The sequence below is a fragment of the Mesorhizobium sp. B283B1A genome, from assembly GCF_020165735.1.
GTDB classification, from domain to species: domain Bacteria; phylum Pseudomonadota; class Alphaproteobacteria; order Rhizobiales; family Rhizobiaceae; genus Mesorhizobium; species Mesorhizobium opportunistum.
The window spans coordinates 106691-123519 of record NZ_JAIUIQ010000003.1; the positions used below are offsets into that span (position 1 = coordinate 106691).

Annotated in this window: 11 protein-coding genes; 8 read left to right on the forward strand and 3 right to left on the reverse strand. The window is 60.5% G+C overall.

Annotated elements, in window-relative coordinates:
* Positions 1–83 precede the first annotated feature (83 nt).
* Positions 84–329 (reverse strand): DUF982 domain-containing protein, encoded by a 246-nt coding sequence (locus LB577_RS03155; protein WP_041163934.1) that lies wholly within the window; start codon positions 327–329, stop codon positions 84–86.
* Between the two features lie 1234 nt (positions 330–1563).
* Between LB577_RS03155 and LB577_RS03160 the strand changes: the two genes are divergently transcribed.
* The 5 genes from LB577_RS03160 (at position 1564) to groL (ending at position 6446) form a co-directional block, all read left to right on the forward strand.
* Positions 1564–2286 (forward strand): Crp/Fnr family transcriptional regulator, encoded by a 723-nt coding sequence (locus tag LB577_RS03160; protein ID WP_224685520.1) that lies wholly within the window; start codon positions 1564–1566, stop codon positions 2284–2286.
* A gap of 329 nt (positions 2287–2615) precedes the next feature.
* Complete coding sequence (locus LB577_RS03165) at positions 2616–2984, forward strand: GNAT family N-acetyltransferase (protein ID WP_224685521.1); 369 nt, start codon at positions 2616–2618, stop codon at positions 2982–2984.
* Between the two features lie 686 nt (positions 2985–3670).
* A complete protein-coding gene (locus LB577_RS33415; protein WP_224685522.1) occupies positions 3671–4231 on the forward strand; it encodes an alanine racemase in 561 nt (186 codons plus the stop codon).
* A gap of 191 nt (positions 4232–4422) precedes the next feature.
* The gene (groES, locus tag LB577_RS03175; protein ID WP_013533567.1) at positions 4423–4719 is read left to right on the forward strand and encodes a co-chaperone GroES; all 297 of its coding nucleotides are present in this window, start codon (positions 4423–4425) and stop codon (positions 4717–4719) included.
* 62 nt (positions 4720–4781) lie between these two features.
* On the forward strand, positions 4782–6446 hold the full coding sequence (gene groL / locus LB577_RS03180; RefSeq protein ID WP_224685523.1) for a chaperonin GroEL: 1665 nt from the start codon (positions 4782–4784) through the stop codon (positions 6444–6446).
* 594 nt (positions 6447–7040) lie between these two features.
* Here the strand turns inward: groL and LB577_RS03185 are convergent.
* Both LB577_RS03185 and trxA read right to left on the reverse strand, forming a co-directional pair.
* Positions 7041–12116, reverse strand: coding sequence for a shikimate kinase (locus LB577_RS03185; protein ID WP_224685524.1), 5076 nt, complete (start codon positions 12114–12116; stop codon positions 7041–7043).
* 277 nt (positions 12117–12393) lie between these two features.
* Positions 12394–12714, reverse strand: a complete 321-nt coding sequence (gene trxA / locus LB577_RS03190) for a thioredoxin (RefSeq protein WP_013533570.1) — start codon at positions 12712–12714, stop codon at positions 12394–12396.
* 2476 nt (positions 12715–15190) lie between these two features.
* On the opposite strand from trxA, the gene LB577_RS03195 reads away from it, so the two are divergent.
* The 3 genes from LB577_RS03195 to LB577_RS03205 all read left to right on the forward strand — a co-directional run bounded on the left by LB577_RS03195 (position 15191) and on the right by LB577_RS03205 (position 16814).
* Positions 15191–15448 (forward strand): hypothetical protein, encoded by a 258-nt coding sequence (locus tag LB577_RS03195; RefSeq protein ID WP_023769324.1) that lies wholly within the window; start codon positions 15191–15193, stop codon positions 15446–15448.
* A 191-nt stretch (positions 15449–15639) separates the two neighbouring features.
* Positions 15640–16080, forward strand: a complete 441-nt coding sequence (locus LB577_RS03200; protein WP_224685525.1) for a hypothetical protein — start codon at positions 15640–15642, stop codon at positions 16078–16080.
* A 341-nt stretch (positions 16081–16421) separates the two neighbouring features.
* Entirely contained in the window at positions 16422–16814 is a 393-nt protein-coding gene (locus LB577_RS03205; protein ID WP_224685526.1) for a hypothetical protein, read from the forward strand.
* Positions 16815–16829 lie beyond the last annotated feature (15 nt).

Below are 16829 nucleotides of genomic sequence, written 5' to 3' on the forward strand. Positions count from 1 at the left end.
CACGCAGAGGGACTTCCCATTCTATGCTTCGATCGGGAGGAGGATTGAACCTGAATGGATATCCGGCCGACCTTCGCGCTAGTCTAATCGCCGCGTAGAATCTTCGCCTCGAGCGCGGCCGCAACGAATGCCCGCCTTGCAGTTGGCGGATGAGCCTCACCACGCAACACGTGCAGACAGGCATCCATCGCTGCATTCCGCTTCTTGGTCTGAGAACGAAGATCCCGCATCAAAATAGTTGCCGCGTCATTCACCTCAAGCACGATGCGTTCAGAGCTGTTACGGTTGACCTGAACGACGACTGGTCTCTCAAACCTGCTTAAGCCCATCGCCACGCTCCCCTCCACCCGGCGACGACAGGCCGCACTGTTTTCCTCAACCGAAATCCGCCTGAATCACCGCAGCTAATTTTCGGTCCCAGGCGACCCCTGCCTGGCCGTAAAGTCTCGAGAATGGTCGGTTCACGCTGAATAAAGTAGAGTGGGATAAGCAAGCCGAATGCAGCGACACTAGAAACAGGTATATGGTCATATAGCCCCCCGGCCATTTTCATAAACCATACAGCCACGCAAGTTCGCTAAAAGCAAGCGACCCCGGCGCGCGCACCTGCGTATACACGGCAATGTCATGTCGCCTCGTTCACAGCCGGGCGCGGCATGCTAGCCAGTGCCTACAGCACTCGTGATCTCGGACCGCGCCCATGCGTCGCGGACGCCCGATAACCACGGATGTGCGGTGCGGCACATTGAGGCCGAGCCTGCACAACATTCTCGCGGCAGCGCGAATGTAGATTGGCCGGGTGAATTCGCCAAAGTACCTCATGCTCCGTCATCAGCGGAAACTGAGCTCGAACAAAGGCAAGTCCGAACGGCCGCCCATCCTGCAGGATGTGGTGACGGCCAGTCGCCACAACATGATCATCGATGAGTTGGGATTCGGCGCTATCCGCGCGACATTGGACCAGACGGCCCCGGGCTGACATCACTCGATCCGGAAGTGTCCCCGCACAGAATAAATCCGCCAGCCGCCACTAGGGCATTTCTATCGGACACGCTGAGTGTTGCTGACGTCCCGCCGACGCAACTTTCCGAGCAATCGTAGATCCGAGCGATCGGCGAACGACAACATAAATCCTCCGCCCCCCAACGCGGCCGACCGGACGCGCTGCGGCCTTGGGGAGCGGTTACATCTAGCGGCATCCCCGAGCGCGAGGTGTCGTTCTCAGTGAACAGTTACGATTTGAAAGCGCGCCGGCTCTAAATGCCGGAGTTCGTGCGATTATCACGAAGCTCAAGGGAATCGGCGCGCTAGGACGACAGGTAACGGGAAAGAGCTGGGACTTCAGAATGTCGGTTTCGTACAAAGCTGAGTTTGGTACGTTTCCCACTCTGACATACTTCTCGCGTCTTTTGTAATCACGCGGCGGGGGCTCGCCGTGCATCGATTCGCATTCCGCTGTCATTGTCGTACCAAGGCGCGTAGTGTCACAAGATCGTCTGCACGTTTTTACGGGCGCGGACGGCAAGGAGATTGGAATGCTCTTGCCCCAAGTGGGATTGAGCCATGACCAATCCAGTGAATGCTTCCTACAAAAACGAATTGCTGCGACGGCTTAACGCGGACGACCTCGCGCGTTTGGAGCCGCATTTTGAGCGATGTGCCCTTGATCTGAGAATGCCGTTGGAGACTGCCGGTTCAAGGATAGAGGCGATTTACTTCCTCGAGGAAGGCATCGGCTCTGTTGTCGCGATGACTTCGGACGGCAAGGATGCCGAAGTTGGCCTCATTGGCTTAGAGGGAATGACTGGTTCCGCGCTGGTGATGGGTGCCGACTATGCCGCGCACGATTGTTACGTGCAATTCGCAGGCAATGCAGTGCGAATCGGAGTTGAGCCATTCAAGACGATTCTGGTGGACAGCCCGACGTTGCGTCTCTTCCTCTTGCGCTATGTCCACTATCTTCACATTCAGGCGAGCTATACGGCCCTTATGAACGCACGGGCGAGTCTTGAAGAGCGCCTGGCGCGGTGGCTGCTGATGTGTGACGACCGAATTCACGACAAACGCATTACGATCACACACGAGTTCTTGTCTGTTATGCTCGGCGTAAGGCGGCCGGGGGTCACCGTTGGGCTCCAAGTGCTCGAGGGCCGTGGCCTCATCCGTTCGCGACGAGGTGAAATCGTCATTCGAGACCGCCATGGCCTCGTTGCCCAAGCAGCTGGCACATATGGGCAACCGGAAGGCGAATATGTTCGGCTGATTGGGGAAATCGCCCGACGGTGACCATGGGGTCTGTCGGGGTCCGCAAGCTCGGTCCTCGCTAGCAGCTAAGCAGAATCTTGCTTCGAGTGCGGTCAGATGGTGTAAGGGATTCCTGGCTTGGACGAGCGTGCGACGGTTTTGCATTCCCAAGAATGGCTTGCCATACAGGAGAGCAGCCCTCCATCGTACACGGATTCCCAGTTCCGTTTTTTGCCAGCGCAGGTTGCGATTGGCAGCACGAATCGGGACGCCGACCACTAGGAGAAGGAGAAACCATGCCTTCGTATCTACTCGACGGGCCAACTCATTGGACGCAGAGACGGTCGCCCGTTTCATTCACGCGCTACTCGATGAACTCTCTGGCGGGAAAGCGCCCACGCCTGACTTCGTCGGCGACAGTGCTTGCCAACGCTGGCGCGGTCGCTGTAATCGCAAGTGAAGGTGGCGAGCCGGCCGGCATAATCGTACTGAATGAGTGCACAGCGATCTATGCAGGAGGCAAGTTCGGCCAGATCTCGGAGCTGTATGTTCGACCCGAGATGCGCTCCAAAGGGATTGCCCCTTGTCTGCTCGAGGTCGCCTTGCAGGAAGGCCGCGCTCGTGGTTGGAAGCGACTTGAGGTTGGAGCACCCGCGCAACCAAAATGTAAACGCACGCTCGATTTCTACTTACGGGAGGGGTTCGAGGAAGTCGGCCCTCGGCTCCGCCGGACTATTTAGAAAATCTGTCCCCAACCTACGCCAACTACACAGGTGTAATGAGGGTCACTTCGCCAGAAACGGTCGCGTGGGCGAAGTTCGAAGCCGGCATGTGGCAGATCAAGTTCGGCTGCGCATCTTCACCCTTGGACGAGGCGCGCTGCCTCGCGTACCGATGTCACTCGCGAGCCACTCCCAGACCTGTTCCTGGCGCCCCTGATTGGTTGGAGTTGAGAAAGGTCAGCCACCGTCTGGTCTGGCCGACGGAGCCGATCCTACCGGGGCGGCTCTAGTGTGAATCGACCGCGCCATGTCCATTCTGAGGGCGTCGGGTGCCGCGGCAGATTGAGCGCACCTGATGAGCTTGGCAGCGACAAAACCGCTTGCCGACTACCAGCACTGCGAGTGGGTTTGTTCTCGCATGGACTTCCTCGCGAAGCGCACCTGTGCGCAGGTGCGGTGATGCGGCGACAGCCGTGGTGGGCTGGCCGACCTAAGTTAAGCGGCAGCAACCCCTGCGTCCTGGTTTTGAGCAAACCACAAGCGAGATACGCCTTCAATCCGAATGCCTCCTGGCCCAAGCAGTTCGCAAGTCTCGCTGCCTGATCAGCCCCCCGCGCAGCATGCAGGCGTTGCAACGGATTCTTCAAAGAAATTCACAGGCTCTTAGCACTCCAAAGCCGCTGGGAATGGTAGGCGAACATAAATTGTCGAAACTTGTCGCACTGCTGAGAATGCCAAATGACGAAGTCAGCAGGAGTGTTCAACTGTTTCAATCGGCGGATGGGCAGATCACAATGGGCACGAACAATCCGCCGCTTTCGCCCGAGGACGTCGAACGCTTCGGGCCTAATCCCCTTACCCGCTTCCGCACCAATCTGGCGTCGGTTGAAGAGCGCATCACGCTTGCTTGCGCACGGGCCGGGCGCGACCGAGCCTCCGTGCGTTTGCTGCCAGTCACCAAGACGGTGCCGGCCCAGATCCTGCGATATGCCTTCCAGGTCGGCATCAGCACCTTCGGCGAAAACAAAATCCAGGAGGCAATGTCAAAGTGCGAGGCGCTTCACGATCTCGCCATCGACTGGAGCATCGTATGTACCGAGGCGGTTGTCGCGGCTGTCGAGATCGGCGTCTGCCAGTTGGCCGTCCCCTGCTTCTGCAACGGCTCGGCTGATGTTGCGGCGCCTATTCAGGCGCGCTTGTTTCCTTTGAGGAATCTCCGGCCGGCTGATGCCAGCTTCGCTCACGTGCCGTGGTCCCTTGCCTGAGAGCTTGATGAACTTTTGCTCGTTCGCCTGCCCTATTTCGTCTTGACTATCTCCGGCTTACCCCTTAATCCCCTCGTTGTTAGCACTCACTCGTGATGAGTGCTAACAACGGGTCCGGCAAAGCCGGGCTTTGCAGTTTGTCCGGCGTGGGCCGGACGGTGTTTCTCACCGCTCTCACCGAGGAAGAAAAAATGGCAAAGTCGAAGTTCCGCCCGCTTCATGACCGCGTGGTCGTTCGCCGGGTCGAATCCGAATCCAAAACCGCGGGCGGGATCATCATCCCGGACACGGCAAAGGAAAAGCCGCAGGAAGGCGAGATCATTGCCGTCGGTTCCGGCGCCCGCGACGAAGCCGGCAAGCTGGTCCCGCTGGACGTCAAGGCTGGCGACCGCATCCTGTTCGGCAAGTGGTCGGGCACCGAAGTCAAGCTCAATGGCGAAGACCTTCTGATCATGAAGGAATCCGACGTGATGGGCATCATCGGCTGACACGCCGTCGCCTTTCATCACATCCAATCTGAATTTAGGCCGAATTGCCCAGGAGCAAAAAAATGGCTGTGAAGCTCGTCAAATTCTCCCGTGATGCCCGCGAACGCATGCTGCGCGGCGTCAACATCCTCGCCGACGCGGTGAAGGTCACGCTCGGCCCCAAGGGCCGCAACGTCGTCATCGACAAGTCGTTCGGCGCCCCGCGCATCACCAAGGACGGCGTCACCGTCGCCAAGGAAATCGAGCTTGAAGACAAGTTCGAGAACATGGGCGCGCAGATGGTCCGCGAAGTTGCTTCGAAGACCAACGACATCGCCGGCGACGGCACGACGACCGCGACCGTTCTGGCGCAGTCGATCGTCCAGGAAGGCCACAAGGCCGTTGCCGCCGGCATGAACCCGATGGACCTGAAGCGCGGCATCGATCTGGCTGTGACCGAAGTCGTCGCGACGCTGATCAAGAACGCCAAGAAGATCAAGACCTCCGAGGAAGTTGCCCAGGTCGGCACGATCGCCGGTAATGGCGACGAGTCGGTCGGCAAGATGATCGCGGAAGCGATGCAGAAGGTCGGCAACGAAGGCGTCATCACGGTTGAGGAAGCCAAGACCGCCGAGACCGAACTCGAAGTTGTCGAAGGCATGCAGTTCGACCGCGGCTACCTCTCGCCCTACTTCGTCACCAACGCCGACAAGATGGTTGCCGAGCTCGAGGACGTCTACATCCTCCTGCACGAGAAGAAGCTGTCCAACCTCCAGGCCATGCTGCCGGTTCTCGAAGCCGTCGTGCAGACCTCGAAGCCGCTGCTCATCATCTCGGAAGACGTCGAAGGCGAGGCTCTGGCCACGCTGGTCGTCAACAAGCTGCGTGGCGGCCTGAAGATCGCTGCCGTCAAGGCGCCGGGCTTCGGTGATCGCCGCAAGGCCATGCTGGAAGACATCGCCATCCTCACCGGTGGCCAGGTCATCTCGGAAGACCTCGGCATCAAGCTCGAGAACGTCGGCCTCAACATGCTCGGCCGCGCCAAGAAGGTGTCGATCTCCAAGGAGAACACCACCATCGTCGACGGCGCCGGCAAGAAGGCCGAGATCCAGGGCCGCGTTGCCCAGATCAAGCAGCAGATCGAAGAGACCACTTCGGACTACGACAAGGAGAAGCTGCAGGAACGTCTGGCGAAGCTCGCCGGCGGCGTTGCGGTGATCCGCGTCGGCGGTGCGACGGAAGTCGAAGTCAAGGAAAAGAAGGACCGCGTCGATGACGCCCTCAACGCGACCCGCGCGGCCGTGGAAGAAGGCATCGTTGCTGGTGGTGGCGTCGCACTGCTGCGCGCTTCGCTGAGCATCAACGTTGTCGGCGTCAACTCCGACCAGGCCGCTGGCATCAACATCGTTCGTCGTGCGCTGCAGGCTCCGGCCCGCCAGATCGCGGCCAACGCCGGTGCGGAAGCATCGATCGTTGCTGGCAAGATCCTTGAGAACAAGGGCGCGACGTTCGGCTACAACGCCCAGACCGGCGAATATGGCGACATGATCGCCATGGGTATCGTCGATCCGGTCAAGGTCGTGCGCACGGCTCTTCAGGACGCGGCCTCGGTCGCCGGCCTGCTGGTCACCACCGAAGCCATGATCGCGGAGGCTCCGAAGAAGGAGTCGGCTGGCGGCGGCGGCATGCCTGGCGGCATGGGCGGCGGCATGGGCGGCATGGGCGGCATGGGCGGCATGGATTTCTAATCCACGCTACCTGCGCAATACGGAAAGGGCGGCAGCGATGCCGCCCTTTTTTTGCACAACTTCGCGGAACCACAGCTACATCGTCGTACTGGCCGCTTGATACCGCCTATTACCTCATGTCCATTTCCAGCACCCATCTCGTCCTTTGACGCTCTTCTTGATGCAGTCAGCAACAGCTGGTACCGGTCACAACTCTTTCGCGTGCTCCTTTACTGCAAATTCAAGTGATTGGGGCAGAGGGACCCCCGCTGAGAATAGGAAGCCCTGAGCGGTTCTGCAGCCAAGCTTGTGCAGAATTTGTCGGCTGCCTCTGTCTCCACGCCCTCGGCCATGACCTCGATCCCAAGCACAAGCAGCCGGTCGTCTCGAGACCTTGCCAGACCGCGAACGAAGCCTGCTCGCCGCATCACTGCTGTGAAGGGCGGGCCATTGGACGGTCAGCGAATCCTCCTGTGTCATCTAGGACCGGATCGACTCGGCCAGAGGCTTCTGACGACTTTATGCATGCGATTCCCACTTTTGTTAGCATTCGGCGCGAACCCGCCCCCTGCACCAAACCTGCGAAAGGACCTGATTCTCGCCTAAAGCTTGTTGTCATCGACTTGAGCGTTCTCTGCTTCTCATGGAAGATGCTAAATCCGCTCGTGCGTTATCGCCGGCCAGCAAAGGCTGCGGGTCGGCGGTGAGGGTGTCGGGAGACGGCAGTTCACCTTGACTCATTGGTGCCGCCGGCGCCTGGATGGTTTCCACGACGCCGCCCCCGCAATCATAGCGGTTGGGACGATCATCGTGCATGCGCTGCGCTGTTGGGGGCATGCTGATGGCGGTGCCGGAAGCACCGGAGACATGTGACATCTCGGCAGCGGGCGTCAGGGCGGCTTCTCTCTCCCTGCTGCACAGAAAATCGTGGAGCGCCTCCACGCAAATGCCGGCATTCTTCTTGTCTTTTCTAAAGGTCGGGACCACCTTGATATCGGCCTGTTGGTAGTCTGGCCCGCGCTTTTCTAACATGTTTTCGAGCTGCTGCTTTATGTCGGGGCCTTGCAGCAGCGGCCGGCCGGTGTCGCCCGTGGAGCGCTGCTGCAGGTGGAGGCGCCTGCCGATCTCATCCAGGTCGGTGTTGAGCCAGATTGACACCGCCTTCTCGCGGATCAGGTCTCGATTGGGCTGCTTGACAAAGCCGCCGCCGCCGGTTGCGATGACCATGGGGCCTTTCTTCAGCTGCTCGGCGAGCTCTCTAGTCTCCAACTCCCTGAAGTAGGGCTCGCCACTGCGCTCGAATATATCCTTAATATCGCCGTGCCCTTTGATGATAAGCTTATCGATGTCGACAAACTCCACCCCCAGCTCCCTGGCAAGGCGGGGGCCGATGCTCGACTTGCCGCTCGCCGGCATGCCGACGAGCACGACCGGCCTCGTACCGAGGGCCGCGAGGATCTTGCCGGCATGCGGCGAGAGAATGACCGCACTCTGTTGTCTTGCGACGGTGGGCGACCTGGAGGTCCCTGCCGCCCTCGACCTGCTTTCTCCTGACGAGCCCCAGTGTAATATGTCCCAGGCACCACGGGGAATGGGGACCAGCTCGCATTCGCTCTGCGCGCGCTGCGCGAGCTCGGCCCGGTAACTGGCCGGCGTATGGAACTCGACCTCGAAGCGATAGTTCTGTGCGGTTGTGAACGCCGTGTGAACGCCGCGTAACCCCTGCGTGTCCATCCTGATGAACCAGTTGGTGGTCTCGACCTCGCTGCAGTCACGCTCATCGAAGGCCAGTGCCGCCTTCCTGAAGGCGCGCGTAAAAGCCTCGTCCGGGATCTCAAAGACATGGCGCACTGCACTGGTGACCAGTTGGGCCTCCGGCGCCGCGCTCACGCCCTGGCCGGTCAACTCGTTGGCTGTCCAGATCTGCCCACGCGACCGTTGATCAAGATGCGGCACCTTCACCTCGATGCCGTCCTGCCGCAAAAGCTCGGCAACCGCATGCACAGTTTCGGTAATCGCGCTTTCTTGCGCTTCGGCGAGGGCGGCTTCGAGCCTGGCGCGCTCCACGGCCTGTTCGCTGTTCAGCGCTATCCTGCTGGCGGGGTCGTCGTAGGCCGGAATTGCTAAGGCGCTGGGCAGTATTCGGTTTTCGACGGCGAGTCTGATCGAGGCCTCCATGACCGAGGCCGCCAGCGTGGGGTTGTCCTTCAGATCCGCCAGGCTGCCATCGACGTCGAACCGGCCCTGGTGGAGCTTTGCCGCCTGCGACTTGACATAGGGCGCCGACTTGAAGCCCGGCCTCTGCTCTATGAGCCGCTGCAATTCGGTGGTTTTTTGCATGAACACTCGCGCACCGGTTTCGGACTTGTAGGCGTCCGTGCCGACCTTGATGCCGACGCTCAACAGATTGATCGCGCTTTCATGCAGATCGACCGGGTTGTAGCCGTCGGGCCGCGGATCAATGCGCGCCTGATAGCGGTTGAGCAGGAAGTCGATGCGTTTCCTGGCATCAGCGGTTGCCGGATAGGATTCGCTGAGTTTCGGGAAGAGCGCGGCGGCCTCGGCGCTGACTGCAGGCTTCGCGCCGGTTGAGGCCACGGATCGCGCAAACTTCTGCTTGACGTCCGACTGCTCATGAGCCGGCTCGCTATTGAGCTGCAGGTTCCAGTCCTGGAGCTCGGCCACTAGCAACGCGGCCAGTTCGCAGGCCACCGGATGCCGGGCGGCCTTGCTGTCTTCCCCCGCCCTGGCGATCAGCTCATGGAGGGTCTGGCCATTCGGCCGATCTTCCTGCAACAATGCACGGATGTCGGCCTTGAGCTCTTGATGAATGCCCTCGTAGGTGCCGAAGATGGCACGCTCAGCAAACCAGCGTTGCGCCTCCAGCGGCTGCGCCAGCACGTTGCGCTGCAGGCAGCTGTAGGTCTCCAGCACCAGCCCGGTGGCCGACAGGATCTGCTTGGACCGGCTGAACTGGTAGCCGCCTTTCTCAATGGCCGGCGTGTGCGACTTCGGCGGCTTCATCGAGGCGATGCCGCGCGCCTGCAGCTGCGCGTCGAACTGGCGCACATGCTCGTAAAGGCGAGGCTGGTCGCCGATGATGATGACGGCGTCGCCATCAAAATCGCCGTCGAGCATTTTTTGTTGGGCGGTCGGAACCGCAACCAAAGAGCCGGGCGCGAACACCTCCGTCGCCTGCAGGATGCCGACGCACTCGAGCGCGGTGTCGGTCTTGACCCGGTCCTTTTCCTCCAGCCAGCGCGAATGGCACTTTACGTCCTCGGCAGACATCACAATCCCGCGGTCGGCGAAGTCCGCCGGCCACATTTCGTCGGGCACAACGATCAAGACGCCTTTGGCAAAGAAGGTCGGATCGTCGGCGGCGAGCCTAGCCCCCGACCTGTGCGCGACGTTGAAGCTGTATTGGAAGGCCACGCACCGATCCAGGAACGCCGCGGTGCGGTCGCCATCGCGCGCCGACCTGACCCGCTCGGCGGCGAACGGGCGCAGGTTGGGCTTGTCATAGGGGGAGCGTCCGACAAGTACGCCAGCGTCACGGGTCAAGGTCTTGCTCTTGCCCGTCGGCACATACAGGCATTCGTCACTGGACGGCACGGCGATAGCGTTCGAACCCTCGATATGCCCGCCCGTGACCGTCCGAAACAGCTCCTCGGTGGTGAGGCTTTGATGGGTTTCCAGCCATGCCAGAGCCTTCTCGCGGGTCTCCTGTGCCACCTCGACGCTGCGCGGATAATGTTGCAGCGCCGTGGGCGGTACCGCCGATTGCCTTTTATCGGCAAAGGCAGGCATCCGCTCGGGAGCGTCGTGGCGAGCCCGGGCAACGGACGGCATGCGCTCGGCCAGCGACGCCCTGATGAAGCCGCAGCCGTCATGCGGCCGCAAGGCGATCTCGCCGTCTCGCCCCTCGAACCGGAAGGGATGCACCGCGCCTGCGGGGCGGTCGGGCAGAAGGGACAGCTTGAAGCACCCTTCCAGCGCATAATCATGCGGGCCAACGTCGGGGACGCCCGGCGGCGCGGCAAATCCGCGGCGCTGGGTATAGTAATAGGCTTCCTTGAACGGCGCCCAGGCCCGCGACAGCTGCTCAAAGGCCGTACCCGGAGCCGTCTCGGCATAGGGGATCGCCAAAAGCTTGCCGCTTGGGGCCTCTGCGGCCGTGAAGGGCAGGTCAGAGGCAAGCTGGTTAAGGCTCCTTTGCGGCGGCTTCAGTTTGCTGCCGCCGAACAGGTCCATGCGGTAGGGCACGCCCTCCACGGCCACCGTGCGTGTCAACATGGCGCCAGTCGGAGTTCCCTTTAGCTGCACCGCCACCACCTTCACCGCGCCCGAGGTCAAGCGATGGAAAATGGAATAGCGCAACTCGGCTTCGCTGGGCAGCGGCTGGCCTTGCATGTCGACCACCGGCAGCCGCATTAGTCCGGCATCGCCTTGCGGCGGTCTCGGGTCTTGATCCATGGCCTGAAGCACCCGATGAACATCGAAGCTGGCGGCTGCATGCTGGGCCTGGATCATCGATGCGTTCTGCGCCATGAAGGTGTCGAGCGCTTCGAGCGGTTCCTTCGCCTCGATATGGGCGATCACGTTCCAGCTCTTGTAGGAAAGGTCGGCGTCGATGAGGGTGCGGGCGCTCTTCAGTATCTGCCTAGTCTTGCCATGCAGCTCTTCCTGCCTGGCCCGCAATGCGAGCTCGTCGCCGTCGACATAGGGCCGCCGGTAGAGCGTCTCCAGCACCGCCCGGGTCTTGAGCACCTGATGGATCGAAAGCGCCGGGCTGCGGCTTGCATTGGCGCCGCTGGTACGCTCGGCCTGGCCTGCTTTGAGATAGGCATCGATCTTGTGTTCCACCACCGGCTGGATGGCGTTGAGCAGGTTCAGCGCCGACTTGCGGTGCCAGCGCAACGCCGGCTTCGGGCTGCGAGCTAGTGGCAGCAGGGAGCTGCAAAGATTGCCCATCGTCTCGAGGTTGTTGTCGAGCTTAAACCCGGGAGCGGCACGTAACACCTCGAGCCTGTCCAGCCCCGGCTGTGCCAGCATACCGAGATCATCCAACAACTGCGCCTTGCCCAACGCCTTGAATATACTCGCGACGGCATGGACATCGGCCTGCTGGAGCCGATCCTCGGCATATTGCAGGTAGTGCGCCAGCTGATGCAGCCGGTCCTTCAGCAAGGCCGGTTCGGCGACCTCGCCGGCGGTCTCTCCCGCCTCGATACCCCGCGACAGGCCATTGGCGATCCTGACTAGTGCAGGCGTGCCGAAAGCACTGAAGCGACGGCCCTTGGAACCGAGTTCGCTGGCGATGGCAACGATCGCCTTGCGTGCTTTTTCTTCTTCCGGCCACTTGCCGAAACCGTTCACCAGATTGGCCAATTCTTGGTCCGAAAGTCCGTCGAAATTGCCGTCGCGGGCAACCACCGCGCCGGCGATGGCAAGCGTCGCTTCGCGCGTCTCCTGCTGGTCCGGCCATCTGCTGAAGCCGTTCACCAAATTGGCCAACTCTGAATCCGAAAATCCGTCGAGATTGCCGTCGCGGGCAACCACCACGCCGGCGCTGGCAAGCGTCTCTTCGCGCGTCTTCTGCTGGTCCCACATTGCGTCGGAGACGCGGTGCGGGCCTTCTTCGCTATCAGGATGCCCTGCTTGTCCGACTAACTCTCCGGTGCTGCCCATATTCCCTCTCCGATCCAGCAAAACGCATCGCCTAAGCCTGTCAACAACAGGGCGTCATTGGTTGAGTGCGGTCACGCGAACCTGCAACGGCATGCTTGAAAGCTGCGGCATTCACGCGGCGGCAACTGCCTCGACAACGCCCCAGTGAAAAGCTTCCTCACCACTCGTTCTTCCGACATAAAGCGGAAGCACAAAGGGCTGAGCCCTGTACAAAATGCCAGTAAATCACTATGATCCCATGGGGGGATCTACGGTTCCTTCATTTGAGCGATCTCGATCAGGCAGCGTTCGAAATCCAGTTCAAAAGAGCTGTCTTCGGTTTGGCGCCGACCGAGAAATCGGCCACTTCGCCGCCCTTGAAGATCGCAAGCGTCGGAATGGAGCGCACGCCCAATTGGGCGGCGAGTTCCGGGTTTTCATCGATGTTAAGCTTGGCGACCTTGATCTTGCCTTCCATCTCGACGGAGATTTCCTCGAGGCTCGGAGCAATCATCTTGCAGGGATCGCACCATTCGGCCCAGAAATCGACGACGACGGGTGCTGCGGATTCCAGAACTTCCGACTGGAAGTTATCGATATCGACTTTCACGGTAGCCATGGCTGCTCCTTTGACCGAAGAAGATGTTAAATCAAATGTGACGGTTTCCGGCTTAGCCGAACGCTGTTTCCACTTTGACTGAGCCCGAGTGAGATGATGTAAGTTTTGCGAGCGGCAAATGGACCTTCGTTCAACATCGAATGCGCCGATTGGAGCGTGTCCTGCAATGAAGATCCAAAGTTCTGAAGCGTCAACGTCGAAACGGGTTACATTCGTAATGTGGATAGATCGGACATGCTGGACCGGCTCGCAAGCATGGGATCTCCGAAGCGACGATCTACAATTGGAAGCCAAATTCGGCGGCATGGAAAGCGACGCACATCCCAAAGGCCGCGCAAATTGCGCATCACGCCGCGTTGCTCAGCGAGCGGCAAGGCCTGGCAGATAGTCTGCCCCTGTCGCCGGACGGCATCGCGCACCATAACCATGACGTGACAGCGCAACCCGACGGTGCGACCAGATGATCTGCGAGGGGAAACGCCACGCCGGCTTGGCTTGCCAATACTTCAATGCCAACCCACGGCATAGAGTGGTCCGCTAAGCTTGGCGCCATTGTCATTGGGGAAGCCGTCGGCGAGCACCACGATTTCGTCGAGGACCGGTCGCGATAGCCCGCTCTATCGGAGTGGAACGCAGGGCAGCGGCGTTGCGACAAAAAAAGCTCGCGGCCTGCGGCCCGCGCCCGTCTCCCGTTCTGCCAAGCGAAATGTCGTCGAGATCCTCTTCGAACACCCCAGCCGCGTATAGCTGATCGAGCAGGTCGGGACGGCAAGGACCTCGCTGCGTCCGTGACCCCCATAACCAGCTCCGAGGCTGTACAGTTCCCGCTCGCGATTAGATGACCAATGGGAATCGGAACCACCCCGTCGAGCACTCGATGCTCAAGGTTCCGTGAGCGGAGATGGAAGCAGTGGTCCCCCGCCTCGTGTTGCAGGTCTCCGCGGAAGCGAATTGGCCGGTTGGGAGGCGGGTTTTCGAGCATATTCTCGTCGACGATGCTATCGAGACCCTCCCGGAACTCGTCGGGCGTGCTGAAGACACGTTGAGACATTATTCGGTACCCGAGAGGCCAGCGTTCGTTACCCGGTACCGGCGTCACCAGTTGTAAACGTCCCTGCCGCATACTTACCAGAAGGCCAGAAACACAGGCGATAGTCGTGGGACAGCCCTCCGGCACGGCGATTGCGGCATCTTTGCCGGACGCCCTTCTCCGCGCGCGTGGGCGCCCGGTGAAAGCCTTTGCGATCGGCCCGTCCTTGCCCTGCAGGATGAATTCGACCCCATCAGGTCCTCGGGCGAAAACGCCGCGTGTATCTGATTAAGGTGGTCCGTGCTTAGCACCGAGAAACGATTGGTCACGCGACCGTGGCGTTCAAACAGTTCGAGCACGCGGTTGGCAGTTCGCCCGTGATTGATGGTAGTCGAACAGAAAACGGTCATACTCCGAGTTGTCGATCGGGTCTGTGGCCCAGCAACAGAATCCAGCGCGGCACGCGACATGGGCCGAATTGCTGCCGATCACCATCACCATCGCAACGCGAGTTGGCGATCAGGTTGATCGTCAGGGAAAGTACGGCTCGAGTGAGGCGTTAGGCACTTCGACATCCCAGGTAAGAGCCGTCCATTGCCGAATTTGGTCTACGTGTCCGCGTCCAGGTGACCAACAGCCTCACTTTAATGGCTGCGATGAGGGGCGAAGCAGTCGTTCAGAATTTTGTCCGCAGGGGACACTCTGTCCAAGTTGCAACATCGCATGGCAAATACATGTGACCTGATTGTCGATGGATAGGTGATAAGTCGCTGCGATGCTCGACTGCATCTAAGGTCCGGTGGCGTCGGACCGAAAGGCAATGTTCGGGAACCGAACCAATCCACAGAAATATTTTGTTGGTATTTATGTTGGTCAGCGCTGCTGCTGCTTCATAGCTAGGCGATTGAGAAACCAAGTGCTATTTTCTCTGCTTGGATTCCGCCTCTGGGCACCATTTTTCCAAGCAAATTCAGGCACTTATCTCACCCAGAGCAGCCACCCTGGGTTTGGTTTCGTGTCGCCCTTGAGAAGGCACAGATGCAGGATCGCAGCTGAGCCTTCCCGTTTGGTCCCCGGGGCCGGTCGCGAAGCACCTGCCGGTACATCAAAGTTAAATGCAGAGACTGCCGCGGTAGTGTATGCAAGCTTCGGGGGGCTGCTCGGGAGGAGCGCCCATGGAGATACGAGATTTCGTTTCCAAGCTGTCGGCCGCGCTGCGCAAGCGTCAGGCTGCTGCCGTGCCATCGCTGCCCGGCAAGCCGGTGCGGGTATCGCTGGCAGATATTCCGCTCAAACCACGGCAGAGGCCGGAATATCGACCTCGGCCACCCATCAGGCCAGCTTCAAATATGTAATTCGCCATCCGTGATCAGTCGTTGTCGGAACCAACGCGATCAGCTGCGATTAACGAAGCGAAGGGACCGCAACCCAAATGGGAGCGGAAGAATGGATCTGCTGGAGATGGAACTGGCCAAGGCCAGGCAGAGTGTCAGCCGGGCGAAGCTGGATCTCGAACGCGCTGAAGAATTGCTCGGAGACGATTGCGGCGTCGGTATCAGCTTGGCGTTGTGCGGTCGGATACGGTCTGCTCAACGCCGGGTGAGCGAGGCCAAGCGACAGATGGTGAAGATCGATCCGCCAGCCCGGAAGGCTTCGGCACGACTCGGCGCAGGAAGTCGAGCACGCACTGGCAAAGCTGGCTGAGGCAACCATGGCCGACCGCGTGCAGCGGTTGGCCGGCGTCACGACTGTCGACCTTCTCCCCAAGATCTAGTTACGGCTTCGCCCGTGATCTGGCGGAACGGCTTTGCTCTGATCGGCCCGTATCCGGATTCAATTTGCTTGGCGCCCCCTCAACCCTAGGGCAAACTTCCCATGGGGCCGCAGGAGGTGAAATGAGAGCACGCGCAGCTACGCTCGGCGATCTCGAGGACGTCTTTCACGGCCTCTCCAAGCGGATGTCGGACGAATACGTCGCCGCCGGCAAGGACAGCAAGATCGCCTATGACAACCTGATGATGAATTTGAAGGAGGGCCGCGCGCACGCGCTGGCCGAGGGCGAGAAGACCGTGGCAATCATTGCCTGGCATGAAAGCAGCGACGCCGCCGATACGCTGTTCGCCGCGCAGGATGATTTCTTCCGGGCGTCGACCGTCCGTTTCTGCAAGCGGCATATAAGGCATATCCAGGCTCTCGCCGGTAACCTTCCCATCCACTCGCGCAGCTGGCTCCAAGGACCCGATGTCGCCAAGTGGTTTCACATCATCGGCTATGTCGAGCGCGGCAAGGAGAACGGCGCCAATCTGTTCGAACTGCCGCCGGCCCGCGCCGGCTAAGAAACCTGTCTGGCGGCAGGTGTCCTCCTTATCGCAAACGCCGCCTGCACCTCGCCAAGCCCGCGCAAATTCGTCGTCATCGCCTTCGGCTCCAAGCCCTTTAACTAGTGGCCTTGCGAGTTGTACACTACGCCACCTTTGGACCGCCTCAGCAAGCGGCTTGCGCAGGGCGACGATTGGCGGGATGTTGCGGGAGGGCAACCGGGGCCACACCGGCAGGCCGGGATCGATATGGCTGCTGGAAAATGTCGCGAGCTTGCTTCGCCTTTCTTGTCTTTGTTGCCTTGCTGACGCCGGTAGTGGCAAGCGAGCGTATGTCTCATCTGCTTGACCGCTCCAATATGGCCATCGCCTATTTTCGCGAACCGGATCTTGTAACCGCGTACACGACTGCAATGGCGCATTTCCGTCTGCAGTTCGCAGGGCGTGCCGGCGAAACCAATCTTGCGGTCCCTCTCGAACCATCGCTTTTGCGGACGGAATTCCGTGCGCGGACATGGCGCTCGGCGGATGGCAGCTTGTTGCAAGGCTTCGCCGGCAAGGGCGGCTTCCGGCTGACGATCGGTAACTGCCTGGCGCGCATCTGCGCCGCCAGCGAATGCAGCGATGCCGGTTGGCCGGTCTACGCCTGCAGCGACGGACGCCAGCGCAGGATGTCCGTAACGGATTTTGTGACGGCAAGATTCGATGGCATCCCCTATCGTCGATTGAGCGCGCCCCCTTCACAGGAATGACGGCGCCTCTTGCCG